The following is a 25206-nucleotide window of genomic DNA, read 5'->3' on the forward strand; positions in this document are numbered from 1 at the left end:
CGCCCCCCCGCTCTGGAGAACCGCATGTCGACGCACGACTTCATCGCCGTCGGACTGGGCCCCTACAACCTGGGCCTGGCCTGCCTGACCGAGCCCATCGACGGGCTCGACGGCATCTTCCTCGAGGCGCGGGACGCCTTCAGCTGGCATCCCGGGATGCTGCTGGAGTCGACCCGGCTCCAGACGCCGTTCATCGCCGACCTGGTCACGCTCGCCGACCCGACCTCGCCGTACTCGTTCCTGAGCTACCTGAAGGAGTCCGGGCGGCTCTACCCGTTCTACATCCGGGAGAGCTTCTTCCCCCTGCGCAGCGAGTACGACGACTACTGCCGATGGGCCGCCGGCAAGCTCGACAACGTCCGGTTCGGGCAGCAGGTCACGGCGGTCGAGTTCGACCCGGCCGACGAGCACTACACCGTCACGGCCACGGTGGCGGCCACGGGGGAGCCGGTCACCTACCGGGCCCGGCACCTGGTGCTCGGCACCGGCACCCCGCCGTACGTGCCGGAGGCCTGCGTGGGCCTCGGCGGCGACGCGATCCACAACTCGCAGTACCTGGAGCACCGGGCGGCGCTGCGCGCGAAGCGGAGCATCACCGTCGTCGGCAGCGGGCAGAGCGCGGCCGAGATCTACCACGACCTGCTCGGCGACATCGACACCTGCGGCTACCAGCTCAACTGGGTGACCCGCTCGCCCCGGTTCTTCCCCCTCGAATACACCAAGCTCACCCTCGAGATGACCTCGCCGGACTACGTGGACTACTTCCACGCCCTGCCGGAGCCCACCCGCTACCGGCTGGAGTCCGAGCAGAAGGGGCTGTTCAAGGGCATCAACGCCGACCTGATCAACGAGATCTACGACCTGCTCTACGCCAAGAGCATCCCCGGCCCGGTCCGCACCCGGCTGCTGACCAACACCGCGCTGACCACCGCCACCCACGACGTGTCGAGCGGGACGTACACGCTGGGGCTGCGCAACGTCGAGCAGGAGCGCGACTTCACGCTGGACACCGAGGGGCTGGTGCTGGCGACCGGCTACCACTACCGGGTCCCGGAGTTCCTGGAGCCGGTGCGCGACCGGATCCGCTGGGACGCGCACGGCCGCTTCGACGTGGCCCGCAACTACAGCATCGACCACACCGGCCGGGGCATCTTCCTGCAGAACGCCGGCACCCACACGCACAGCGTCACCTCGCCCGACCTGGGCATGGGCCCGTACCGCAACTCGTGGATCATCCGCGAGCTGCTGGGCCGCGAGCACTACCCGATCGAGAAGGGCATCGCCTTCCAGGAGTTCGGCGTGCCGGCCGGGGCCGCGTCGTGACCGAGGTCGTCCACCGCCGCGTCGACGGCCGGCTCGGCGAGTTCGCCCTGCGTACGCTCGACCCGGACGCCGACGCGCCGCTGCTGCACCGCTGGGTGACCCACCCGAAGGCGGCGTTCTGGCTCATGCAGGACGCCGACGTGGCCCGGGTCGCCGAGGAGTACTGGCGGATCGCCGCGCACCCGCACCACGACGCGTTCCTCGGCCTGCACGAGGGCCGGCCGGCCTTCCTCGCCGAGCGGTACGACCCCGCCCACGTCGAACTCGTCGGCCTGTACGACGCGGCCGACGGCGACGTCGGCATGCACTTCCTCTGTGCGCCCGCCGACGCCCCCGTACACGGCTTCACCCGGGCGGTGATCACCACGGTGATGGCGTGGCTCTTCGCCGACCCGGCCACCCGGCGGGTCGTCGTGGAGCCCGACGTGCGCAACACGGCGGTGCACGCGCTCAACGCGGCAGTCGGCTTCACCGTGGTCGGCCCGATCCGCAAGCCCGAGAAGGACGCGCTGCTCAGCGTCTGCACCCGTGACCAGTTCCACGCCGCAACCCGAGGAGACGTGCCCGCGTGAACCCGCTCGCATCCGTGGCCCACCTGACGCCCGCCAACTGGGCGCACGCCAACCGGCTGCTGGTCCGCAAGGCGCTGGCCGAGTTCGCCCACGAGCGCCTGCTCGCGCCCGAGCCGCTCGACGCGGACCAGTCGGCACCCGTGACGGGGGAACGGCGGTACCAGGTGCGCGGCGACGACGGCGAGGTCGTCTACCGGTTCACCGCGAGCCTGCTGGCCCTGGACCACTGGCGCATCGACGCCGACAGCATCACCCGCCACCGTGGCGACGCCGAGCTGCCGCTCGACGCCCTGGAGTTCTGCCTCGACCTGCGCGGGGCGCTCGGGCTGAGCGATGCGATCCTCCCCGTCTACCTGGAGGAGATCAGCTCCACGCTGGCCAGCACCGCGTACAAGCTCGACAGGCCGGCGGTCAGCGCCGCCGAGCTCGCCGACGCGGACTTCCAGGCCATCGAGACCCAGATGACCGAGGGCCACCCGGGCTTCGTCGCCAACAACGGCCGCATCGGCTTCGGCATCGACGAATACCGGGCGTACGCCCCGGAGGCGGGCCAGCCGCTGCGGCTGCTCTGGGTGGCCGGGCACCGGGACCGGACGAGCTTCAGCTGCGCCGCCGACCTCGACTACGACACCCTGATCCGCGCCGAACTCGACGAGGACACCCGCGCCGGGTTCGCCGACACCCTGACCGGGCTCGGCCTCGACCCGGCCGACTACCTGCTCATCCCGGTGCACCCGTGGCAGTGGTGGAACCGGATCTCCGTCACGTTCGCCGCCGAGGTGGCGCAGCGCCGGCTCGTGTGCCTCGGCCCCGGCCCCGACGAATACCTGGCCCAGCAGTCCATCCGCACCTTCTTCAACGTCACCGACCCGTCCCGGCACTACGTCAAGACCGCGCTGTCCGTGCTGAACATGGGCTTCATGCGGGGGCTGTCGGCCGCCTACATGGCGGCCACCCCGGCCATCAACGACTGGCTCGCCGACCTGATCGACGGCGACGAGGTCCTCAAGCGCACCGGGCTGACGATCATCCGCGAGCGGGCCGCCGTCGGGTACCGGCACCTGGAGTACGAGGCGGCCACCGACAGGTACTCCCCGTACCGCAAGATGCTGGCGGCCCTGTGGCGGGAGAGCCCGGTGCCCGCGCTGGAGCCGGGCCGGCGACTGGCCACGATGGCGTCCCTGCTGCACACCGACCGCGAGGGCCGCTCGTTCGCCGCCGCGCTCATCGCCCGCTCGGGGCTGGCGCCGCAGGCGTGGCTGCGCCGCTACCTCGACGCCTACCTCACCCCGCTGCTGCACAGCTTCTACGCCCACGACCTGGCGTTCATGCCGCACGGCGAGAACGTCATCCTCGTCCTGGACGGCGCGACGGTCGAGCGGTCGATCTTCAAGGACATCGCCGAGGAGATCGTGGTGATGGACCCGGACGCCGACCTGCCCCCGCTGGTCGAACGGGTCAGGGCCGACGTGCCGGAGGACATGAAGCTGCTGTCCATCTTCACCGACGTCTTCGACGGCTTCCTGCGCTACCTCAGCGCCATCCTCGTCACCGAGGGCGTCCTCGACGAGGAGACCTTCTGGCGGACGGTCGCCGGGTGCGCCGCCGACTACGCCGACAGCGTCCCGCACCTGGCCGAGCGGCTGCGGCGCTACGACCTGTTCGCCCCGGAGTTCGCGCTGTCCTGCCTGAACCGGCTCCAGCTGCGCAACAACCAGCAGATGGTCGACCTCGCCGACCCGTCGGCCGCGCTGCAACTCGTCGGCACCCTGACCAACCCCATCGCCCGCTTCGCCCCGGCCGCCCGATGACGAGCACGACGCTCGCGCCTCCCGCCGGGGCGCCGGCCGGCGGCGCGGACGCTCGGGTGCGGGGCCGGTGGCTGATCCTCGCGGTGCTCTGCCTCGCCCAGGTCACCGTGGTGCTCGACAACACGGTGCTGACCGTGGCGATCCCCGTGCTCACGACCGAGCTGGCCGCCAGCACCGCCGACGTGCAGTGGATGATCAACGCGTACGCGCTGGTCCAGTGCGGACTGCTGCTCACCGCGGGCAGCGCCGCCGACCGGTACGGCCGCCGCCGGATGCTGCTGGCCGGCCTCGTGCTGTTCGGGCTCGGGTCGCTGGCCGCCGGGCTCGCCCAGTCCAGCGGCCAGCTCATCGCGGCCCGGGCCGGCATGGGGATCGGCGGCGCGCTGCTGGTCACCGCCACCCTCGCGGTGGCGATGCAGGTCTTCGACGACGCCGAGCGGTCCCGGGCGATCGGCCTCTGGGCGGCGGCGAGCGCGCTGGGCTTCGCGGCCGGGCCGCCCTTCGGCGGGCTCGTCCTCGCCCACCTGCCGTGGGGGGCGATCTTCCTGGTCAACGTCCCGATCGTGCTGGTCTGCCTGGTGGCGGCGTGGGCGCTGGTGCCCGAGTCGCGCCAGCCGGCCGGCGGCCGGCTCGACCTGGGCGGGGTGCTGCTCTCCACGGCCGGCCTGACCGCGGTCGTCTACGCGATCATCGCCGGGCCGGAACACGGCTGGACCGCCGCCCCCGTGCTCGGCGCGGCGGTCGCCGGGGTGCTCCTGCTCGCCGCCTTCGTGGCCTGGGAACGGCGGGTCGCCGACCCCATGCTGGACATGCACTTCTTCCGCAACCCGCGCTTCGTGGGCGCGGTCTCCGGCGTCGTCCTGATCACCTTCGGCGCCACCGGCGCGCTGTTCCTGCTCACCCAGCACCTTCAGTTCGTCCGCGGCTACCCGGCCTGGGAGGCAGGGCTGCGGATGATGCCGTTCGCGCTCTCCATCGTCCTGCTGAACGTGGGCGGCGTCGCCGCGCGGGTGATCCACCGGCTCGGGCTGGCGTACTCGATCGCCCTCGGCATGACACTGCTCGCCGCCGGTCTCGCCCTGATCACCCACGCCCCGTCGGACGGCTACGGGGTGCTGCTGCCGGGTCTGCTGGTGATGGGCGCCGGCTGCGCCGTGGCCAACCCGGCCATCGTCGAGGCCGTGATGAGCGCCATCCCGCCGGAGAAGGCCGGGGCGGGCGCGGGCGTGGACGGCACCATGACGGAGGTCGGCAGCAGCCTCGGCGTCGCCGTGCTGGGCGCGATCCTCAACGCCCGCTTCGCCGCGCTGCTGCCCGCCGCCGTGGCCGGCGCCGGCTCGTTCCCCGCCGCGCTGGCCGCCGCGCGGAGCGAGCCGGAGCGCGCGCTCGTCTCCGACGCGTTCCGCTCCGCCCTGGAGACCGGGCAGACGGTCGGCGCCGTGGCCGTCTTCGCGGGCGGCTGCGTGGCCGCCGCGCTGCTGCGCCGCGCCGAGCGGGCCGGCTGAGCGCCGACCCGACCCGGCCTGTTCCGCTCCGGCGGGCCGACGCCGCCAGCCGCGGCGTCGGCGTCCGACCCGACCGTGTCGACGTCAGGGTCGACCGCGTCGGCGTCCGGTCCGGACGGTGCCGGCGTCCGGGCCGGACGGTGCCGGCGTCAGGGCCGGCGGAGCGTCCGCAGCGCGCCGGCCCAGGCGACCACCTCGTCGAGCATGGTGTTGAGGGCCTGCTCCTGGTGCGCCGCCGGCCGGAAGTCGCGGAAGTTGACGAAGTCCGTCGTCAGGGAGAGCGCGACCTGGGACCGGACGTCGGCCACGCCGAGCTGCCCGAGCACCAGCCGCAGGTGCTCCGCCGCCCGCGTGCCGCCGTGCACGCCGTAGCTGACCAGGCCGGCGGAGGCGTGCTGCCACTCCTTGAACAGGAAGTCGACGGCGTCCTTCAGCGCGCCCGGGATCGAGTGGTTGTACTCCGGGGTGACGAAGACGAAGCCGTCGAACCCGGCGACCGTCGACGCCCACCGGCGTACGGCGGGGCGCCTCGACGGCGCCATCGACGGCGGCAGCACCTCGTCGAAGTGCGGCAGGTCGTGGTCGGCGATGTCGACCAGCTCGACCGTGGCGTCGCCCCGCTTGGCGGCGACGTCGGCCACCCAGCGGCCCACGGCGTCGGCCTTGCGGCCGGGCCGCGTGCTGCCGACGATGACACCGATCCTGACCATGGCTGAACTCCTCTATCGGGTGGGTACGGAACGCACGGGGGCCGGCGGGCCGGTCAGGCCACGGGCCAGCTCCACCGCGCCGTGCAGGGACGACAACCCGCCCAGGGCGGCGGCCCGCACGGGTGGGGACGGCCGCCCGGGCCGGCCGGCGGCGCGGGCCCGCTCGGCGACGAGCGGCACGAGGTCGGGCAGGCCGGCGGCGAACCCGCCGCCCACGATCGCCAGCGCCGGGTCCAGCAGCTCGCCGAGGCTGACGACCGCCGCCGCCAGCGCCCGGCAGCTCGCGTCGACCGCCGCCACCGCCCACGGCCGGCGCTCGTCGAGCCCCGCCCGCAGGTCGTCGAAGCTCACCTCGGCCCCGCGGCCGGCGCCCGCCCGGCGCAGGGTGGCCGGGCCGGACGCGATCGACTGGAGACAGCCGCGCCGGCCGCAGTCGCAGCGCTCGCCGTCGAGGGCGACGACCATGTGACCGATCTCGGCGGAGGAGCGGCCGGGCACCGACCGCCCCGCCAGCACCACACCGCCGCCGATCCCGGTGCCGACGCCCAGGTAGACCACGTCGTCCCGGCCGGCGTGCCGGGCCTCGGCCAGCGCGGCGAGGTCACCGTCGTCGGCGACGGCCGTCGCCGCGTCGGGGAAGATGCGGCGCAGCGCACCGGCGAGGTCCAGCCCCGCCCAGCCGGGCCGGCCGGGCCAGGTGGTGACGGTGCCCGCCGGGTCCGTGGTCGCCGGCATCGCCACCCCGACCGCACCCACCGGTCCCCACACCTCGCGCAGCCGGTCCGCCTCGGCGGCCAGCGCGGCCAGGTCCGCGGCCGGGTCGGCGCCGCGTGGCCAGCGGAAGGTCCGGTCGTACGCCGGCCGTCCGGGCGCCTCCGCGCGCAGCGCCACCTTGGTGCCACCGACGTCGACACCGAGCACGCCGTCGCCCCGCCGCGGACCGGTCACGCCCGCGCCTCAGCCCTCGAGCACGTGCAGGACCACCAGCGCCACCGCGGCGAGAGCGAAGATCACCGGCGTCAGGGTCATCGGGGCCGGGTCCTTCGCGCGGGCGTGGTAGACCACCGCGCCCACCATCTGCAGGGCGAGGCCGATCGCCGCCGCGATGCCCAGCGGCGCCCAGAGCAGGCCGAGCAGCAGCCCGGCGACCGCGGCGAGTTCCAGCACCCCGAGCAGGCGCGTCAGCCCGGGCGAGACACCGAGGTGGTCCATCCGCTCGCGCATCTGCGCCTGCCCGGTGAGCTTCGGCACGGCGGTGCCCAGGAACACCGCGGCGAGGATGAGGGTCAGGACGAGGATGGGAATGTGCACGTGATGTCCTTCGGGAAGAGTCGGAACGTGCGGACGACCGTACCGCTGGCGCATCGACGCCGATGAGGCCGGACGGTGCGCCGCCGGATCGTCATCGGACGGTCGCGACGAGGGCGCGGGCGGCCAGGCGGTAGCCCAACGACCCGAGCCCGACGATGACGCCGCTGGCCAGCGGGGCGATCACCGAGTCGTGCCGGAAGCTCTCCCGGGCCCAGACGTTGGACAGGTGCACCTCGACGAAGGGCCGGGGATAGTTGGCCAGCGCGTCGCGCAGGCTCCAGCCCGCGATCATCAGGGCGCCCGGGTTGACGATGGCGCCCACGGTGTCGTAGTTGTCCTGGATGGCGCGGATCAGGGCGCCCTCGCAGTCGTGCTGCTCGGCCACCACCCGCCAGCCCCGCCCCGCGATCTCCTCGCCGACGGCCCGTTCGATGTCGTCCAGGGTGTCCGTGCCGTAGATCTCCGGCTCCCGGCGGCCGAGGATGCCCAGGTTCGGGCCGTTCAGCAGCAACACGTCCGACACGCTTCACCTCGCGGGGCGCGGCCCTGTCCCGACAAGGCCCGATGACTGGTCCACCGCAGTCTTACTACGCCCGCGACGTCGGGCGAACCGGCGGTGGCCGTGGCGCGGCGGACTAAGGGGTGGCTAGGGGCTGTTAGGGGCGGTGACCGCGCGTCCGCTTCGGTTACCGTCCTCCCTGCCGAAGCGACGCCGCCGGCTCCAACGGATGCGTCACCTACCTCGAACCGGCCATCGGCGCCCCGGTGCGCCCGGACCGCGTGCCGGCGGTACCCGGTCGTCCCGCCCGATGGTCCGGCGAAGCCCCTGGTCTGCCCGAGTTGGGAAGTGGGAAGTCATGAGTGGTCAGCCCTCGACGGTGTCCGAGTTCCCCGAGTGGCCGCAGTTCGGCGACGAGGAGCGCGCCGGACTGATCCGCGCCCTCGAACAGGGGCAGTGGTGGCGGATGGGCGGCAGCGAGGTCGACTCCTTCGAGAAGGAGTTCGGTGACTACCACGGCACGCCGCACGCGCTCGCCGTCACCAACGGCACCCACGCCCTCGAGGTCGCCCTGGAGGTGCTCGGCGTCGGGCCGGGCACCGAGGTGATCGTCCCGGCCTTCACCTTCATCTCGTCCTCGCTGGCCGCGCAGCGCCTCGGCGCGGTCGCCGTGCCGGTCGACGTCGACCTCGACACCTACTGCATCGACCCGGCCGCCGTCGAGGCCGCGATCACCCCCCGTACCAAGGTCGTCATGCCGGTGCACATGGCCGGCCAGTTCGCCGACATGGACGCGCTGGACAAGCTCGCCGCCGACGCGGGGGTGGCGGTGCTCCAGGACGCGGCGCACGCCCACGGCGCGCAGTGGCAGGGCAAGCGGTCCGGGGCGCTCGGCTCGGTGGCCGCGTTCAGCTTCCAGAACGGCAAGCTGATGACCGCCGGCGAGGGCGGGGCGGTGCTCTTCCCCGACGAGGAGCTGCGCGAGCGGGCGTTCCTCGTGCACAGCTGCGGCCGGCCCCGCACCGACCGGGACTACCTGCACGGCACCACCGGCTCGAACTACCGGATGGGCGAGTTCACCGCCGCCGTGCTGCGCGCCCAGCTGTCCCGCCTGGACGACCAGATCGCGCTGCGCGAGCAGCGCTGGCCGCTGCTGTCGAGCCTGCTCGCCGAGATTCCCGGCGTGGTGCCGCAGACCACCGACCCGCGTACCGACCGCAACCCGCACTACATGGCGATGTTCCGCGTCCCCGGGATCACCATCGAGCGCCGCCGCGCCGTGGTCGACGCGCTCATCGCCCGGGGCGTCCCGGCGTTCGTGGCGTTCCGGGCGATCTACCGGTGCGAGGGCTTCTGGAAGGCCGGCGCCCCCGACGAGTCGGTCGAGGCGATCGCGGCCCGCTGCCCCAACGTCGAGCAGATCCACTCCGACTGCATCTGGCTGCACCACCGCACCCTGCTCGGCACGGAGCAGCAGATGCACGAGATCGCCGCCGTGCTCGCCGACGTCCTCGCCGGATGACGGCCCTGCCCCCGGCCGCCGCGCCCGACCGACCGGTGCGGGTCGCGGTGGCCGGCCTCGGGTGGGCCGGGCGGGAGATCTGGCTGCCCCGGCTCGCCGCGCATCCGGGCTTCGAGGTGACCGCCGTGGTCGACCCGGAGCCCGGCGTACGCGACCGGGCCCGTGCCACCCACGACGTCCCGTCCGCGTACGCCGACGTCGACGACCTTCCCGCCGGGGCGGTCGACCTGGTGGTGGTCGCCGTACCGAACCACCTGCACGCCAGCGTCGCCGTCCGGCTGCTGCGCCGGGGCGTACCGGTGTTCCTGGAGAAGCCGGTCTGCCTGACCTCCGCCGAGGCGACCCTGCTGGCCGACGCGGAACGCGACGGCGGCGCGGTGCTGCTGGCGGGCAGCGCCGCCCGCTACCGGGCCGACATCCGGGCCCTGACCGGGGTGGCCGCCGAGTTGGGCCCGATCCGGCACGTCGACGTGGCCTGGGTCCGCGCCCGGGGGGTGCCCGACGCGGGCGGCTGGTTCACCCGGCGCGACCTCTCGGGTGGGGGAGCGCTGGTGGACCTCGGCTGGCACCTGCTCGACACGGTGCTGCCGATGCTCGGCCCGACCCGGGTCACCCACGCCATCGGCAGCGTCTCCGACGACTTCGTCAACGACAGCGCCGCCCACGCCGCCTGGCGCAGCGACACCGCCGCCGGTGGTCGCGCCCCCGGGGACGTCGAGGACACCGCCCGGGGCTTCCTGCTCACCGCCGAGGGGGCCTCGGTCGCCCTGCACGCCTGCTGGGCCTCGCACGAGTCGCTGGACCGCACCACCGTCACCGTGCACGGCGCCGCCGGGTCGGCGACGCTGCGCTGCACGTTCGGCTTCAGCCCCAACCGGGAGCCGGCGCCGGTGCTGTCCCGCACCCGGGACGGCGAGACCGTCCGGCTGTCGCTGCCCGAGGTGCCGATCGGCGCCGAGTACGACCGCCAGCTCGACGAGCTGCCCGCGCTGCTCGCCGACCCGGCGTCGCGGGGCGCGGCCGTCGCCGAGGCCCGCCGGACCATCGACATCATCGAACGGATCTACCAGTCCGCCCGGCCCACCGCGCCGGAGCGGCAGCACGCGCTGGCGGGTCATCGCGACAGGTGAGAACCACCGTCGGCCACACTCGCTTCCGGGAGCAGCCATGAGCCATCCATCGTCCACCGTCGAGATGACCCCGCCGCCGCCGGGCCGCGGCCCGATCCGCGCGGTCGTGTTCGACCTCGACGGCGTCATCGTCGACAGCTCGGCCGTCATGCGTGAGGCGTTCAGCATCGCGTACGCCGAGGTGGTGGGCGACGGGCCGGCGCCGTTCGAGGAGTACAACCGGCACATGGGCCGGTACTTCCCGGACATCATGCGGCTGATGGGACTGCCCCTGGAGATGGAGGAGCCGTTCGTCCGGGAGAGCTACCGGATGGCCCACCTGGTGCCGCTCTTCCCCGGCGTCCGGGAGACCCTGGAGACGCTGCACTCCCGGGGGATCCGGATGGCGATCGCCACCGGCAAGGCCGGCCCCCGGGCCCGCTCCCTGCTCGACCAGCTCGGCGTGCTGGGCCTCTTCGGCCAGGTGATCGGCTCCGACGAGGTGGCCCGTCCGAAGCCCGCGCCGGACATCGTCCTCCAGGCGCTCGGCCACCTCGACGTGCCGCCCGGCCAGGCGATGATGGTCGGGGACGCGGTCATCGACCTGCTCAGCGGCCGGGACGCCGGGGCGACCGCCGTGGCCACCACCTGGCACGGCGGGGACGTCGCCGCGCTGCTCGCCGCCGGCCCCGACCTGGTCGTGCACGCCCCGACGGAGCTGCTCGCGCACTGCCCTGCCGCCCTCGTCCACTGACCCGCACCGGGCGTTCGATGCCAGGCTGACGCGGACCTCGCCGCTCGGGCCGGCCGGTCCGCTGTCCGTGGTGACCACGACACACTCCGTCGCGTACGCCCGTGGCGCGGTCCTGGGCCGTTGTACACCGGGTCTACGCTGCGGCCGTGCGGCATACCGGTGATCGTTGGTGGATGAACCCGCTCGGGGCGGCGTACCTGGCGGTGTTCACCGTCGCCGGGGCGGTCGGCGCCCTGGCGGGGACAACCTGGATCCGGGCCGACAGCGCGGTCATCCCCGGCACCCTGCTGTGGAGTGCCGCCCTGGCGCTGGCGGTGCTGGTGACCTGGCCCGCGGAACCGCCCCGCATGGGTCTGCTGTGCGCGGCCTGGGTGGTCGGTGCCATCCTCATGTTCGTGGCTGCCGAGGGCCTGTGGTCGGCAGTGCTCACGCATCGCGGCGAACGGGTCGAGGCCACCGTCACCGCCCTGCGCGAGGGCCAGGAAGACGGTCGTCACCTCTATTACACCCTCGCCGATCCGGACGGTCGGCGCATTGCCGGGGAGCTGGGGCAGTGGCCCGGGAGCAGCATCGGCGCCTCGGACAACCCGGAAGGCACGGTGGGGCACCGCGTCACGGTGGTGCGGGACCCCCAGGGCCTGGTCGACCCGCGCCTGCCCGAGGAGCTCACCGACGCCGGTGGAATGTGGATCGTCGGGCCCGCTGTCCTCGTCGTCACCGCCGTGTTCTGCATGCTGGCCGGGCGGCCGGTCGCCCACCACGCCCGAACGACATCCGCACGCCGGCGGCGGCCTGCCAAGCGTTCCGCCGCCAGAGCCGGAGCCCTCCCGGGGCGCAGGCGCACCCGGGGCATGACCGGCGAACGCTCGTCCGGCATCCCGCACGGGCAGCCCTCGCCCCGCCGGGCACCTTGAACACCGGGACCGGTCGCAAGCCGTCGCGCACGTGGGATCGTCGCGGTACGCGGCGTACTACACGGCTGGCACGGCTGCCGGGTCGCGCGCCGATCGCGGGACCGGCGGCCGTGTGTTGGTATGACGCTGTCGAGCTGCCCCATGTGTGCGACCAACCGGAGCCGCGCACCATGCCCCGTCTGTAGGGGCAGCTCGACAGCGCCCACGACTCGGCACCGCACAACCGGGGCATCACACGATCCGGCGGGCCTGGCTGGGCGAACCCGGTGAGGGGGAGGCCGAAAGGCCGGAAATCACTGGCTCGCCGTGCCGTCGGGCGGGAGGATCCGTGGGGTGACGTTGCACGAGGACGAGGTTCCGGTCGACGGGGCGGTCGTCAGGTCGCTGCTGGCGGCGCAGCGCCCCGAGTGGGCCGGCCTGCCGGTGTCACCGGCGGGCGCCGGCACGGACAACACCATGTTCCGGCTGGGTGACGACCTGCTCGTGCGACTGCCGCGCACGGCCGACAAGGCGCGGTCCCTGCGGAAGGAGCAGACCTGGCTTCCCCGTCTGGCGCCGCGGCTCCCGCGTCCCGTCCCGGAGCCTGTCCACGCCGGCACGCCCACCTCGGCCTTTCCGCTTCCCTGGTCGGTCTACCGCTGGATCGGTGGCAGCGAGGCACAGCCGGACACCGTCCGGGACTGGGCCGCGTTCGGGACCGACCTGGCGGCGTTCGTGCGGGAACTGCACCGCATCGACCTGATGGGAGCGACCCGCACGGGTGACCTCAGCTGGTACCGCGGAGGCCGTCTGCGGGACTGCGACCCGTGGATCAGCACGTGCTTCGAGGACTGTCGGAGCACCGTGGGCGCGGAGCTGGACGTCGAGACCCTGGCACAGCTCTGGCGCGCCGCGCTCGCCCTGCCTGAGCCCTCCGGGCCACACGTGTGGCTGCACGGCGACCTCAAGCCCACCAACCTGCTGGTGCGGGAAGGCAAGCTGCACGCCGTCATCGACTTCGGTGGTCTGTCGGTCGGCCTACCCGACGCCGAGCACTCCACCGTCTGGGACCTGCCGCCCCCCGCGCGACAGGCGTACTGGAACGCCGTGGACCTCGACGATCTGACGTGGATCCGCGCCAGGGCGTGGGCCGTCGCGGTGGCTGCCAGCGGAATCTCCTACTACTGGCACACCTATCCGGCCTTCGTCGCCGAATGCCGAGCCCGGCTTCAGGCGGTCCTCGCTGACGCCGCCACGCGCTGAGCGGCACGGGCGGTGGCGGCTGCCGCCGGCGAGGGTCCGCTCAGTCCGTCTGGTCGGCGGCCTCCGGTCCGGCCTCCAGGAAGCGCAGCATGTTGGTGGCCAACATCTCGGCGACCGGGGCCGGGACCAGATCGGTGCGGATGGTGACGCGAAGCAGGGCGCCCCCGTCACCGGGCAGGACCTCGGCGACACAGCCACCCGACCACTCCCGGGCGTACGGGTCGACGACCTCCTCGGTTCGGCAGCCGGGCAGCTCCAGCGGGAGGACGAGGTTGTCCTGGTAGGCAAAGGAGGGCAGGCTGTTGGTCACCTCGCGGGGCATCCCGAGGACCGGGTCGGTGGTCATCTCCAGGAAGGTGACGTCCTGGGCTGCCATCAGCTGGTCCACGGTCTGCTGGAGGGCCCGGACGAGGTTCTTCTCGGGGCTGTCGAACCGGACCCGGAGGCAGTTGGAACCGATCCTGCTGGTGAAGGCGGAGTCGAGGATCCGGCTGCCGCGCTGCGCGACGATCATCAGCAGGGCGATGTCGTCCTGCTGGTGGATGGTGCGCAGCGCGGAGGCATAGGCGGCGGCGAAGTAGGTGGAGCGGCTGAACCGCTGTTCGCGGCCGGCCCGGTCCCAGCGGTCCAACACGTCGGCAGAGACGGCGACGATGTGCCCGGTCCTGGGGCCCCAGGTCGGGGTCTGCTCCAGGAGTTCCTGGGGGCGGCCCTCGCCCTGGCGGGCGAGCCCGCGCAACTGTTCGCGCCAGTAGGCCCGCTGCGCGTCGAGGTCGGCGGCCTCGCGGAGCCGGGTGTACTCGTCGTACGACTGGCGGAGGGTGGGCGCGGGTCGCGCCCACACCGGGGCCGTGCCGGACAGCCGTGCGGCGTAGGCGTGGTTGAGGTCGCGAACGAGGAGGGCGTGTGACCAGCCGTCGAAGGCGATGTGGTGGATGCCGATGCCGAACAGGACCCGGTTCGTGGTCTTGTTGCGAATCAGGGCGGCGCGCCAGTTGCGGCCCTGGGTGTAGTCCAGCGGCTGCTGCACCGCCTCGGCGAGTTGGTCGAGTGCTTCCTGTTCGCTCGCGGCGTCGGTGAGCAGCCGGAGCTGGGGCATCCCCGGGTTCGGCGGGATGATCGCCACGGGCGGGTCCACCCGCCGGTAGCGGGCGTACAACGCCTCGTGCCGCCGGTGCACGTCGCCGAGCGCTGCCATCAGCGCGCGCAGGTCCAACTCGCCCTCGATCCACCAGGTGGTCGGACAGACCAGCTCGAACGGGAGCACGAGACACTTGGCGACCGACGGGGTCAGCGGGACGGGCCCGGTCGGGGCGGGGCGTCCGGTGACGGGCGGTTCCGGTTCGGCTCTGGGTCGGCGGGGTGCGGTGGCGAGCCAGCGGGCCAGTTCGCGTGGGGTGGGTGTGCGGTGGATCTGCGAGACGGGTACGACGACGTCGGCGGCCTCGTCGATGGCGGCGGCGACGGCGGCGGATTGCAGGGAGGTGCCGCCGAGGGCGAAGAAGCTGTCCTCGGTGCCGATGGGATCGATATCGAGTACGGTAGCGAAAACGCCTGTGACCAGCCGTTCCTCGGCGGTCGCGGCTTCGACGTAGGCCACGCCGAGGTCCGGGCGCTGCGAGCCCGGTTCCGGAAGGGCCCGCCGGTCGATCTTCCCCGTGCCGCCGACGGGGAACCGGTCGAGCACCATGATCACGGCGGGGACCATGTACGAGGGCAGCACCGTAGCGGCGTGCTCCCGCAGTTCGCTCACGGTCGGGGCCCGGCCATTGTGCCCGGTCACGTAGCCGACCAGCCGGGCGACGCCCCGGTCCTCGCGGCGGACGACCACGGCCGTGCCGACGCCCGGGTGCTGTTCGAGGACGGCTTCGATCTCGCCGAGTTCGATGCGGATGCCGTTGACCTTGACCTGGTGGTCCATCCGCGCGAGGATCTCCAGCGCCCCGGAGGCGTTCCACCGGCCCAGGTCACCGGTGCGGTAGGCGACCCCGCCGCCGTACGGGTCGGTGACGAACCGTTGCGCGGTCAGTTCGGGGCGGTTGAGGTAGCTGTCGGCGACCCCTGCGCCGGTGATGAGGATCTCGCCGGGGACTCCCATGGGGACGAGGTCGAGTGCGGCGTCGACGACACGGATCTGACGGTTGGGCATGGGCCAGCCGATCGGCACGTACGCGCCACCCCAGCCGGCCTTGGCGTCGAACCACGTGCAGGCGACGGATGCCTCGGCGGGGCCGTAGGCGTTGATCAGGCGGGTGCCGGCGGCCATCCACCGTTGGGCCATGCGGGGCGGGATGGGTTCCCCGGCGAGGGTCACGCAGGACATGCTCGGGCAGTCGGCCGGGTCGACGGCGGCGAGGTTGGTGGGTGGGCAGAACGCGTGGGTGGTCTGCTCCTTGGCGATCAGCTCCGTCAGCCGGCGGGCGTCGAGCAGGTCGTCACGCGAGCAGACCACGACGCGGGCGCCGGAGGTCAGCGCGGTGTAGATCTCGCCCAGGGCCACGTCGAAGACCGGGGCGCAGCAGTGCAGCATCCGGCTGTCCGGGCCGACCGCGCACTCGTCGCGCATCCAGGTGACGAAGTTCGTCAGCTTGTCGTGGGACAGCACGACGCCCTTCGGCATCCCGGTCGATCCGGACGTGTAGATCACGAACGCCGGCTGGGAGGCGTCCACCACCGGCAGGTCGATCGCTTCGACCGCCTCCACAGCGGGCCAGTCCTGGTCCAGGGCGACCACCCGCACGCCGTCGGGGCGGGGGATGCGGTGGGCGACCTCGCCCACGGTGAGCACGACCTGGGCACCGTGGTCGGCCAGGAGCATCTTCATCCGCTCCGCCGGCCACGACACGTCCATCGGCGTGTAAGCCGCTCCCGCCCGCAGCACCGCCAGGGTGGCGACGAGGGTCCACATGCTGCGGTCCAACGCCAGCGACACCACGTCCCCGACCCCGACCCCGACTGCGCGCAGGTAACGGGCCAGTAGTTCCGAACGGCGGGCCAGTTCCCCGTACGTGACGACCTCGCCGTCGGCGACACCCGCGACCGCGTCCGGCGTCCGGCGTGCCCACTGCAGCACCAGTTCGTGGAGGGGCTCGCCCGGCACCGGGCAGCTCGGACCCCGGCCCCATGCGAGCAGCTGGTCCCGCTCGGCCGTGCCCAACAACGGCAACCCGGACAGCGGGACGTCGGGTTCCCGCAACCCGGCCGCCAGCAGCGTCCCGGTCTGGTCCAGCAGGCCCCGTGCCCAGTCGGTGGAGAAACCCTCCGCCGCGTAATCGACCCGCAGCCCGGAGCCGTCCGAGGCGACGGTCACCACCAGGTCGACGTCCACCACCTCCGGACCCACCTCGGCCACCGGGCCGTCGACCAGGCTCACCGCCACCGGACCCGGCACACCGGCGGTCACCACCGGCGCGGCCCACGCCGCACTTACCCGGCTCACCAGCTCACCGAACGCCGGATCGTCCGCCACACCTACCCGGACCGCCGATCCGCCCGAGGACCGGCCCAGCACCACCTCCTCCTGACCGGTGTACCGGGCCAGCACCCCGACGAGCCCCGCCAGGACCACCGTCCCGGCCGGCTCCGCGCCGGCCGGGACGGGCAGCTGCAAGGACCGCACCTGCGACGCCGCCCGGGCCGGCCACCCCAGTGGCCGACGCAGGTCGCCCATGAGGTCGAGAGCCTCGAAGTCGGTACCGGGCCCGACGACCTCCGTGGCCGGGGCACGACCACCAACGAACCCGACAGACATGAGCCAACCTCCGATCAGGCCCGGCGTCGCCTGCGGGCGTCCGCCGGGGAGGAACCACGAACTCCGGGGACGCGGCCCGCGCGTCCACGGCCATGACAAGCAGTCCGATGTGTACGGGGTGGACGGTCAGCCGGCGGTGGGTGAGCCCGCCGGCCCGGCCTCCAGGAAGCGCAGCATGTGTCCGTTCAGCTCCTCGGCGAAGCTGTACGGCAGGTAGTCGGTGCGGATCGTGACGCGCAGGAGGGCGTGGTCGGCGCGGGGGAGCACCTCGACCGTGAGCCCGTTGGGCACCTCCCGCGCGTACGGGTCGACGACCTCCTCGGCCCGGCAGCCGGGCAACTCCAGCGGCAGCACCACGTTGTCCTGGAACACGAAGGTCGGCAGGCTGGCGACCACCTCGCCGGAGAGCCCGGCGGCGGGGTCGTCGGCGGTCTCCGCGAAGGGGACGTCCTGGGCCCGCATGAGGTCGCTGATCGTCTCGTTGACCCGCAGGACGAGTTTGTCGTCCTCCGGCCCGTCGAAGCGCACCCGGACGCAGTTGAGGTTCAGCCGGGTGGTGAAGGCGGAGTCGAGGACGCGGCTGCCCCGCATGGCCACCACCATCAGCAGGCCGATGTCGTCCTGCTGGTGGACGGCGCGCAGCGCGGAGGCGAACGCCGCGACGAAGTAGCTGGACCGGCTGAACCGCTGCTCCCGGGCGGCCCGGTCCCAGCGCCGCATGACCTCCGGCGTGACGGTGACGATGTGCCCGGCCTTCGGACCCCACGCCAGCGCCTGCTCCAGCGGTGCGGTGGCGTCGCCTCGGCCCTGGCGGGGCAGGCCGCGCAGGTGTTCGCGCCAGTAGGCCCGCTGCGCGTCGAGGTCGGCGGCGTCGCGCAGCCGGGCGTACTCCTCGTACGACTGGCGCAGCGTCGGCGCCGGCCGCGCCCACTCGGGGGCCGCGCCCGACAACCGCGCCGCGTAGGCGTGGCTCAGGTCCCGCACCAGCAGCGCGTACGACCAGCCGTCGAAGGCGATGTGGTGGATGCCCACGCCGAACAGGACCCGCCCGGTCGACTTCTCCCGGATCAGGGCGGCCCGCCAGACCCGGCCCTGGGTGTAGTCGAGCGGCTGCTGCACCGCCTCGGCGAGCTGGTCCAGGGCCTCCTGCTCGCTGGCGGCGTCGGTGAGCAGCCGCAGCTGCGGCATCGCCGGGTTCGGCGGGACGAGCGCCACCGGGGGAGCCGTCCGCCGGTAGCGGGCGTGCAGGGCCTCGTGCCGGCGGTGCACGTCGCCCAGCGCCGCCATCAGCGCCCGTAGGTCCAGCTCACCCTCGATCCACCAGGTGACCGGGACGACGACCTCCAGCGGCGACATCAGGCACTTCGCGACCTGCTGCGCCAGCGGAACCGGGCCGGGACGCTGACGGGCCTGCCCGGCGGTCGAGCCGGCGTCCGGACGGCGGGGCGCGGTGGTCAGCCAGTGGGCCAGCGCCTGCGGGGTGGGGGTGCGGTGGATCTGCGAGACGGGCACGACGACGTCGGCGGCCTCGTCGATGCGCGTCGCCACCGCCGCCGACTGCAACGACGTGCCACCCAGGTCGAAGAAGCTGTCGCGCGTGCCGACCCGGTCGATGCCGAGGACGGTCGCGAACACCGCGGCGACGAGGCGCTCCTCGTTCGTCGCCGGCTCGACGAACTCCACCCCGAGGTCGGGGCGTCGGGTGTCGGGTGCGGGCAGGGCCCGCCGGTCGACCTTGCCGGTGCCGCCGACGGGGAAGTGGTCGAGGACCATGATCACGGCGGGGACCATGTAGGGCGGGAGCACGCTGGCGGCGTGCGCGCGTAGGTCGCCGACGGCGGGGGTACGGCCGTTGCGTCCGGTGACGTAGGCGACGAGTCGGGCGGTGCCGTCGTCCTCGCGGCGCACGACCACGGCGGCGCCGACGTCGGGGTGCTGGGCGAGGATGGTCTCGATCTCGCCGAGTTCGATGCGGATGCCGTTGACCTTGACCTGGTGGTCCATCCGGCCGAGGATCTCCAGCGCGCCGGTGGCGTTCCACCGTCCGAGGTCGCCGCTGCGGTAGGCGGTCCCGCCGCCGTACGGGTCGGTGACGAAGCGTTCGGCGGTGAGTTCGGGGCGGTTGAGGTAGCCGTCGGCGACCCCGAAGCCGGTGATGAGGATTTCGCCGGGTACGCCCGCGGGGACGAGGCCGAGGTTGGCGTCGACGACGCGGATCTGCCGGTTGGGCATGGGCCAGCCGATCGGCACGTACGCGCCGCCCCAACCCGCCGACGCGTCGAACCACGTGCACGCCACGGCGATCTCCGCCGGCCCGTACGCGTTCACCACCCGCGCGCCCGCCGTCAACCACCGCTGGGCCAGCTGCGGCGGGACGGCCTCGCCGCCGAAGATGATGCAGCGCAGACCCGGGCAGGCGGCCGGATCGAGCGGGGCGATGTTGGTGGCCGGTCCGAACGTGTGCGTGACGTCGTGGGTGTTGATGAGGTCGGTGAGCCGGCGCGCGTCGAGCAGGTCGTCGCGGGAGCAGACGACGACGCGGCCACCACCGGTGAGCGTCGCGAAGATCTCCCCGAAGGCGGCGTCGAAGACCGGTGCCGCCGAATGCAGCATCCGGCTGTCGGGGCCGATGGCGCACTCGTCGGTCATCCACGCCAGGAAGTTCGTCAGCCTCTCGTGCGTCAGCACGACACCCTTCGGCGTGCCCGTCGACCCCGACGTGTAGATCACGAACGCCGGCGCGGACGCCGGCACCACCGGCAGGTCCACCGGCTCACCCGCCTGCACCACCGGCCAGTCGTCATCCAACGCCACCACCGACACCCCGTCGCCACCGGGAATCCGGGGCGCCACGGCACCGACGGTCAACACCACCCGCGCGCCGTGGTCGGCCAGCAACACCCGCATCCGCTCCACCGGCCACGACACGTCCATCGGCGTGTACGCCGCGCCCGCCCGCAACACACCCGTCGTCGCCACCAGCGACCACAGCCCGCGTTCCAGCGCCAGCGACACCACGTCACCGGCACCCACGCCCACCGACCGCAGGTACGCCGCCAGCGCGGCCGACCGGCGGTCCAGTTCCCCGTACGTCAGCACCTCACCGCCCGCGACACCCGCCACCGCCTCCGGCGTGCGCCGCGCCCACTTGAGCACCAGCTCGTGGATCGGCTCACCCGGCACCTCACGCACCGGGCCCCGACCCCACTCCAGCAACCGCTCCCGCTCCGCATCGCCCACCAACGGCAACGCCGACAACCCGACCTCCGGCCCCGCCAGCCCTGCGGAGACCAGCACCACGACCTGGTCCACCAGGCCCCGCACCCACTGTGCCGAGTAACCCTCCGCCGCGTAGTCCACCCGCAGCGCCGACCCGTCCGCGGCCACACCGATCACCAGGTCGACGTCCACCACGGCCGGTCCCGCGTCCGCCACCGGAGCGTCCACCAGCCCGAGCACCACCGGGCCCACCGGCTCCCGGCCCACGGCCACCGGCGCCGCCAGCGCCGCGCGCACCCGCGTCACCAGCTCGGCGAAACCCGGATCACCCGCCACGTCCACCCGTAGCGCCGAACCGCCGCCACCGGACGCCAGGCTCACCACCACCTGCTCCTGGGCCGTCCAACGGGCCAGCACCGCCACGACCCCCGCCACCACGACGTCGCCGCCCGGCGCGTCGTCCGGCAGCCAGGAGGGCAGCACCCGGTGCACCGAGGCGGCCCGGGCCGGCCAGAGCGTCGGCCGGCGCAGGTCCCCCACCATGTCCAGCGTCTCGGCGTCGACCGCGCCGTCCACGGTCCGCGCACCATCGAACCCGACAGACATCAGCTCAACCTCCGATCGAGAGGGGGTGACCGGAAGGCGCGGGGCCTCGGTACCGCACCACCGGGCGCATTCCGATCCGCGCGGCAGGGGCGGTCTGCGGGCACCGCGGCCGACTCGGGTGGCCGGACGCGGACATGCGGTGCGACCGGGACGGGGTCACCGTCCGGATTCCGGGTCGCCACCACGTCGTCGATCGAAAGGAGCAGGTCGGTGCCCGATCCGATCACCGGCGCCTCCCGTCCGTCCGGGGCGCCGCGCACCCACATTCGTCCCCCGCCCGGTGCAATGAAAAGGGAACGACGAACCGATGGGGCCCGACCCTACGAAGCACGGTGGAGTGGCGTACACCCCTAGAGATGCGCACGTCGACCCCTAGGGCGGCGGCCGGAGATTCCGACCGAGGCCGCCGAGGATGCGCCCGCAGTAATGACCGGCCACCGGTCCGCGTCCGGTGTCTGCGCCGCCGGATCGGCAATTTGCGCTGGTCAGTGTGGTGTTTTCTCGTGGCTGCTGATCAGGATCACGGTCAGCTGCCGCGAATTTTTCGGCATTAACACGCGCGGCTATATCTTTTCTATAGTGGATGGTTGGCGCCCTCCGAGAGGGTCGGTGCACGAATGTCCGGGTTTCGACGGTGAACGATCCCGGGGGCTAAGTCGAAAAAGGCTATTCGGTCAGCCCGGGTCCAGGGTTCGAGTCGGAGAATTGGCGATCCCGGGGGCGGAAAGGGCCGCCCGCGGTCGGCTGACCGGCCCATCCCGCGGAAATGAGGATTGACTATGCTTTGCCGATCATGACCCAGTCGGTGACTGGCACATTCAGTCATCGCCTGTTGGTGTGCACCCCGCCAACGCAGCGCTGACCACAAGCCAGCCCGCTACCTGACCGGTCTCGCCAGGGACCGTCCGGTCGGTGCACGCGGTACGCCCGACTCTCGTGGCCGAGCGGCCTCATCAGGACCGGGAGCGCCCGCGACCGTCCACGTTCTGCGCAGTTCGTGGTCGTTGCGCACCCGACTCCGTGCCACCCCGAGGCCCTTTGTGGGCCGGCATGTCAGGAGATCCAATGGACGGACCTATCCAGGTGCAGGTGTTCGCTCACGACGGGGTGGTCCTGGCCCGGCCACCCGATCCGGTGACGACCGCAGGCAGCCGCTATCTCGCCGGTGCGGGCGCCGCCCTGTACAACGGGCTGGACATGATCACCGGTCTCCACCTGACCCTGCCGCACCAGGCGTCGGCCATTTGCAGCACGGGCTCCAGCGCGGACAAGTCGCTGCGCCTGCTCAGTCGGTGCGGTCTCAAGACGCCGAGCGACCTGCGCGAGTTCCGCTCCGGCGCGCAGGCGGTGCAGTTCGCCCGGGACGCCGCCGAGCGGGGCGAGACGCTGGAGTTCCAGTTCCCCCCGCACGATCCGCAGCTGCGGGCCGCGCGGGCCCGGGTCGCCCCGGACCTGTTGGCCCGCCTCAACAACAAGACCACCCTGGACACACTGATCGCGCCGGAATATCTGCCCCGTCGCCAGGTCGCCACCCCCGCCGAGGTACGCCGCATCGTGCAGCAGGACCGGCGGCCGGCGGTGGTCAAACCGGCAGGCGTCGAGGTGTACAGCGGAATCGCGATCTTCACCAGGCGGTTGCAGGACCGGCGGCACCGGGCGCTGTTCAACCAGCTGGAACAGGTGAGCGATCGGTGGATCGTCGAGGAGGAGGTGCCCTTCCGGACCATCTGGGGCGTCCAGTTCGGCGTGACGGAGAGCGGAGCGGTGCAGTACTTCGGTGCGTCCGTACACCTGCCGCAGCCCACTTCGACGTGGGTCGGGTGTGTGATGGACGACGACCAGCCGCCGGCGGAGCTGATCGAAGCGCTGACCGTAGGGGTCCGAAAGGCCAGTGCCCTCGGGTACCGCGGGTACTGCTCCTTCGACGCCGGAATCGGTCGGGACGGCGCCCTGCGGGTCATCGACCCGAACTTCCGGGTCAGTGGGGCCACCACCTCGTTGCTGCACCGCCACGAGCTGCTGGGCCAGCACCCGTGCGCCATGACCACGTTCTTCTCGCTGGCCCCCGGCGTCGACGCCGAGCCGATCCTCGCCCCGTTCATCGACCGGGGGCAGTTCGTCGCGTTCATGCACCACGACCCGGCGGAGACGGACAACGGCCCGCTTCCGGCGACCATCGTCGGCATGGTCGGCGCCGCGGACCGGTACGCCTGCGGGGTGCTGGTCGCGCAGATCCAGCGGGCACTTAGCGGTTGACGCGTCGTCCCCTCCGGGCCGTGGCGACGGTCCGGAGGGGACGCCCGAGCGCCCACGCGGTGGTCGGGGTGCCGGCCGTTACATGCCGGCCAGCGCGGTGCGCACGGCGGACTCGGGGACGTCGGCGACCAGCTCGGGCCCGGCCGGGCCGTCCAGGACGAAGGACAGGCCCGAGGTGGCCTTCTTGTCCCGCCGCATCAGCGCGACCAACTCGTCGTGGTCGACATTGCCGGGCAGCGCGGTGTCGAGGCCGTAGCCCGCCACCACCTCGTGGTGCTCGGCCACCCGGTCGGCCGGGACGCGGCCGAGGACGCCGGCCAGCCGGCCCGCGAAGACCGTGCCGACGCCGACCGCCTCGCCGTGCCGCAGGCCGAAGTCGGTGGCCCGCTCCAACGCGTGCCCCAGCGTGTGACCGTAGTTGAGGATGTGCCGCAGACCGGAGTCACGCTCGTCGGCGGCCACCACCCGCGCCTTCAGCGCCACGCAGGCGGCGATCTGCTCCGCCACCGGCCGGTCGCGCAGCTCGCCTGCGCCGATGAAGTGCGCCCGGGCGATCTCCCCGTAGCCGTTGCGCCACTCCCGCTGCGGCAGCGTGCCCAGGTGCTCGGTGTCGCAGAGCACCGCCCGGGGCTGCCAGTACACCCCGACGAGGTTCTTGCCCTCCGGCAGGTTGACCGCCGTCTTCCCGCCGACGCTGGCGTCCACCTGGGCGAGCAGCGAGGTCGGCAGGTGGATCACCGCGACGCCCCGGTGGTAGAGGCCGGCGGCCAACCCGACCACGTCCGTGGTGGTGCCGCCGCCGCAGGAGACGACGGCGTCGGCGCGGGTCAGCCCGAACTCGGCGAACGCCCGGCAGAGCTGCTCGACCGTGGCCAGGTTCTTGTCGTGCTCGCCGTCGCGGGCCGGCACCACCCGGTGCGGCACACCCGGGTCGGGCGTCCACTCCGGCGGCCGGGCCGAGACCACCACGACCCGGCGCGCACCGATCCGCGCCACCTCCGCCGGCAGCCGGTGGCGCACGCCGGGGCCGATCAGCACCGGGTACGCGCGCTCGCCGAGCGCCACCTCGATCCGGGCCGGCTCGGCGGGGGCGTGCGGGTCAGGCGCGGACGGGTGCATGTGGCTGCTGCCTCCTCTTGACGACGGGGACCGGCGCGGCGGCGACCGGGCGCTCCCGGACCATCGACAGGCGCAGCGCCAGCGCGGCCAGCGAGTCGACGTCCGGCCCGATGCCCCAACGGTCGTGGGTGAGCTGGGCGTGGTGCGCCAGCAGGAAGCCCGACGGCGCCGCCGGGTGGTGCCGGCCGACCACGTCGGTCACCCGGTCCAGGTAACGCTGCCAGGCCACGGCGACCTCCCCGCACAGCGGCAGGTCGCCGGCCGCCAGGACGATCTTCTCCGCCCCGGCGTCCGCCTGCGCGGCCAGGTCCCGCCGCTGCGCGGCGGTGAGCCGCTGGCTGCGTTCCTGCCAGTGCAGGAAGAGGAACGCCAGCCGGTCGGCCGCCGGCACCAGCCCCGTCAGGTACCGCAGGTGCGCCACGGCCAGCGGCAGCTCGACGCCGGCCAGCCAGGGAGTGTCCCCGCCGAGCAGGGTCAGGGCCAGGTCGCTGCCCGCCGACGCGAGCGGGCCGCCCCGAGCGGCGTCGCGCACCACGTAGCGGTCGGCGGCGAAGGAGACCCCCGGGTCGTACGCGAGCAGCCCCGTACGTACCGCGTCGAGCGCGGCCGGGGCGGCGTGGAAGCCGAGGCTCACGTGCGGCCCGGCGGGGGAGCCCTCCGGGTCGAAGAACCAGTCCATGCCCGGATCGGCCCGGCGGGCGGCGGCGACCAGACCGGCGAGGACCGTGCCGACCAGTTCGGTCACCCGCGTGTCCGGGGACCCGTCGGCCGGCACGGCCGAGCGGGCGAACAACCAGCAGCGTTCCAACGACGGCACCTCGGCTGACGGGCGGGTGGAGCACAGGACTCGACGGTCTGCGGGGGGTGGCCCCATCATCGGCCTGCGGCCCGTTCCACCACCTGATCAGCGGTCCGAACTGGGGACGACTTAGGGGGTGACAGGGGTAGGACGCCGGCAGGGTGCTCGGAAGACTTGGGCCGCT

At 73.3% G+C, this 25206-nt stretch carries 18 protein-coding genes; 10 read left to right on the forward strand and 8 right to left on the reverse strand.

What is annotated here, in order from left to right:
- Nucleotides 1-24 precede the first annotated feature (24 nt).
- The 4 genes from ACN27A_RS01040 to ACN27A_RS01055 are packed head-to-tail and all read left to right on the forward strand — an operon-like array spanning nt 25 to nt 5211.
- The gene (locus tag ACN27A_RS01040) at nt 25-1323 is read left to right on the forward strand and encodes a lysine N(6)-hydroxylase/L-ornithine N(5)-oxygenase family protein (RefSeq protein WP_421449040.1); all 1299 of its coding nucleotides are present in this window, start codon (nt 25-27) and stop codon (nt 1321-1323) included.
- Nucleotides 1320-1895 (forward strand): GNAT family N-acetyltransferase, encoded by a 576-nt coding sequence (locus ACN27A_RS01045; RefSeq protein WP_421449042.1) that lies wholly within the window; start codon nt 1320-1322, stop codon nt 1893-1895. The genes ACN27A_RS01040 and ACN27A_RS01045 overlap by 4 nt, the downstream gene beginning before the upstream one ends.
- Nucleotides 1892-3706, forward strand: a complete 1815-nt coding sequence (locus ACN27A_RS01050) for an IucA/IucC family protein (RefSeq protein ID WP_421449044.1) — start codon at nt 1892-1894, stop codon at nt 3704-3706. Before ACN27A_RS01045 ends, ACN27A_RS01050 begins: the two co-directional genes overlap by 4 nt.
- On the forward strand, nt 3703-5211 hold the full coding sequence (locus tag ACN27A_RS01055; protein WP_421449046.1) for an MFS transporter: 1509 nt from the start codon (nt 3703-3705) through the stop codon (nt 5209-5211). The genes ACN27A_RS01050 and ACN27A_RS01055 overlap by 4 nt, the downstream gene beginning before the upstream one ends.
- Before the next feature lie 149 nt (nt 5212-5360).
- Here the strand turns inward: ACN27A_RS01055 and ACN27A_RS01060 are convergent, their stop codons facing one another.
- From ACN27A_RS01060 to ACN27A_RS01075, 4 genes are all read right to left on the reverse strand, one after another.
- Nucleotides 5361-5921 (reverse strand): NADPH-dependent FMN reductase, encoded by a 561-nt coding sequence (locus ACN27A_RS01060; protein WP_421449048.1) that lies wholly within the window; start codon nt 5919-5921, stop codon nt 5361-5363.
- Between the two features lie 12 nt (nt 5922-5933).
- Complete coding sequence (locus tag ACN27A_RS01065) at nt 5934-6869, reverse strand: ROK family protein (protein WP_421449049.1); 936 nt, start codon at nt 6867-6869, stop codon at nt 5934-5936.
- Between the two features lie 9 nt (nt 6870-6878).
- A complete protein-coding gene (locus ACN27A_RS01070) occupies nt 6879-7232 on the reverse strand; it encodes a DoxX family protein (RefSeq protein ID WP_132240772.1) in 354 nt (117 codons plus the stop codon).
- A 91-nt stretch (nt 7233-7323) separates the two neighbouring features.
- Entirely contained in the window at nt 7324-7755 is a 432-nt protein-coding gene (locus ACN27A_RS01075) for a type II 3-dehydroquinate dehydratase (protein WP_311413974.1), read from the reverse strand.
- A 334-nt stretch (nt 7756-8089) separates the two neighbouring features.
- Here ACN27A_RS01075 and ACN27A_RS01080 point away from each other — a divergent pair, with 334 nt between their 5' ends.
- The 5 genes from ACN27A_RS01080 (at nt 8090) to ACN27A_RS01100 (ending at nt 13272) form a co-directional block, all read left to right on the forward strand.
- Nucleotides 8090-9253, forward strand: a complete 1164-nt coding sequence (locus ACN27A_RS01080) for a DegT/DnrJ/EryC1/StrS family aminotransferase (RefSeq protein WP_311413973.1) — start codon at nt 8090-8092, stop codon at nt 9251-9253.
- On the forward strand, nt 9250-10383 hold the full coding sequence (locus ACN27A_RS01085) for a Gfo/Idh/MocA family protein (protein ID WP_421449053.1): 1134 nt from the start codon (nt 9250-9252) through the stop codon (nt 10381-10383). Before ACN27A_RS01080 ends, ACN27A_RS01085 begins: the two co-directional genes overlap by 4 nt.
- 64 nt (nt 10384-10447) lie before the next feature.
- The gene (locus ACN27A_RS01090; RefSeq protein WP_421458341.1) at nt 10448-11116 is read left to right on the forward strand and encodes an HAD-IA family hydrolase; all 669 of its coding nucleotides are present in this window, start codon (nt 10448-10450) and stop codon (nt 11114-11116) included.
- Nucleotides 11117-11289: 173 nt separating this feature from the next.
- Complete coding sequence (locus tag ACN27A_RS01095) at nt 11290-12030, forward strand: hypothetical protein (protein ID WP_421449055.1); 741 nt, start codon at nt 11290-11292, stop codon at nt 12028-12030.
- A 333-nt stretch (nt 12031-12363) separates the two neighbouring features.
- Nucleotides 12364-13272, forward strand: a complete 909-nt coding sequence (locus ACN27A_RS01100) for an aminoglycoside phosphotransferase family protein (RefSeq protein WP_421449057.1) — start codon at nt 12364-12366, stop codon at nt 13270-13272.
- A gap of 40 nt (nt 13273-13312) precedes the next feature.
- On the opposite strand, the gene ACN27A_RS01105 is transcribed toward ACN27A_RS01100, so the two are convergent.
- Nucleotides 13313-17023, reverse strand: coding sequence for a non-ribosomal peptide synthetase (locus tag ACN27A_RS01105; protein WP_421449058.1), 3711 nt, complete (start codon nt 17021-17023; stop codon nt 13313-13315).
- A gap of 126 nt (nt 17024-17149) precedes the next feature.
- A complete protein-coding gene (locus ACN27A_RS01110; protein WP_421449061.1) occupies nt 17150-20848 on the reverse strand; it encodes a non-ribosomal peptide synthetase in 3699 nt (1232 codons plus the stop codon).
- Between the two features lie 1065 nt (nt 20849-21913).
- Between ACN27A_RS01110 and ACN27A_RS01115 the strand changes: the two genes are divergently transcribed.
- On the forward strand, nt 21914-23104 hold the full coding sequence (locus ACN27A_RS01115) for an ATP-grasp domain-containing protein (RefSeq protein ID WP_421449063.1): 1191 nt from the start codon (nt 21914-21916) through the stop codon (nt 23102-23104).
- Between the two features lie 78 nt (nt 23105-23182).
- Here ACN27A_RS01115 and ACN27A_RS01120 read toward each other — a convergent pair whose 3' ends face one another.
- Together ACN27A_RS01120 and ACN27A_RS01125 are read right to left on the reverse strand one after the other, a co-directional pair.
- Nucleotides 23183-24223, reverse strand: coding sequence for a 3-dehydroquinate synthase family protein (locus ACN27A_RS01120; RefSeq protein WP_421449065.1), 1041 nt, complete (start codon nt 24221-24223; stop codon nt 23183-23185).
- Nucleotides 24204-25040 carry a hypothetical protein gene (locus ACN27A_RS01125; protein WP_421449067.1) on the reverse strand — a complete coding sequence of 279 codons (837 nt, stop codon included), beginning with the start codon at nt 25038-25040 and terminating at the stop codon, nt 24204-24206. The genes ACN27A_RS01120 and ACN27A_RS01125 overlap by 20 nt, the downstream gene beginning before the upstream one ends.
- Nucleotides 25041-25206 lie beyond the last annotated feature (166 nt).

Origin of the sequence: Micromonospora sp. WMMD737, from assembly GCF_049179055.1 — a bacterium.
Lineage (GTDB): Bacteria > Actinomycetota > Actinomycetes > Mycobacteriales > Micromonosporaceae > Micromonospora > Micromonospora reichwaldensis.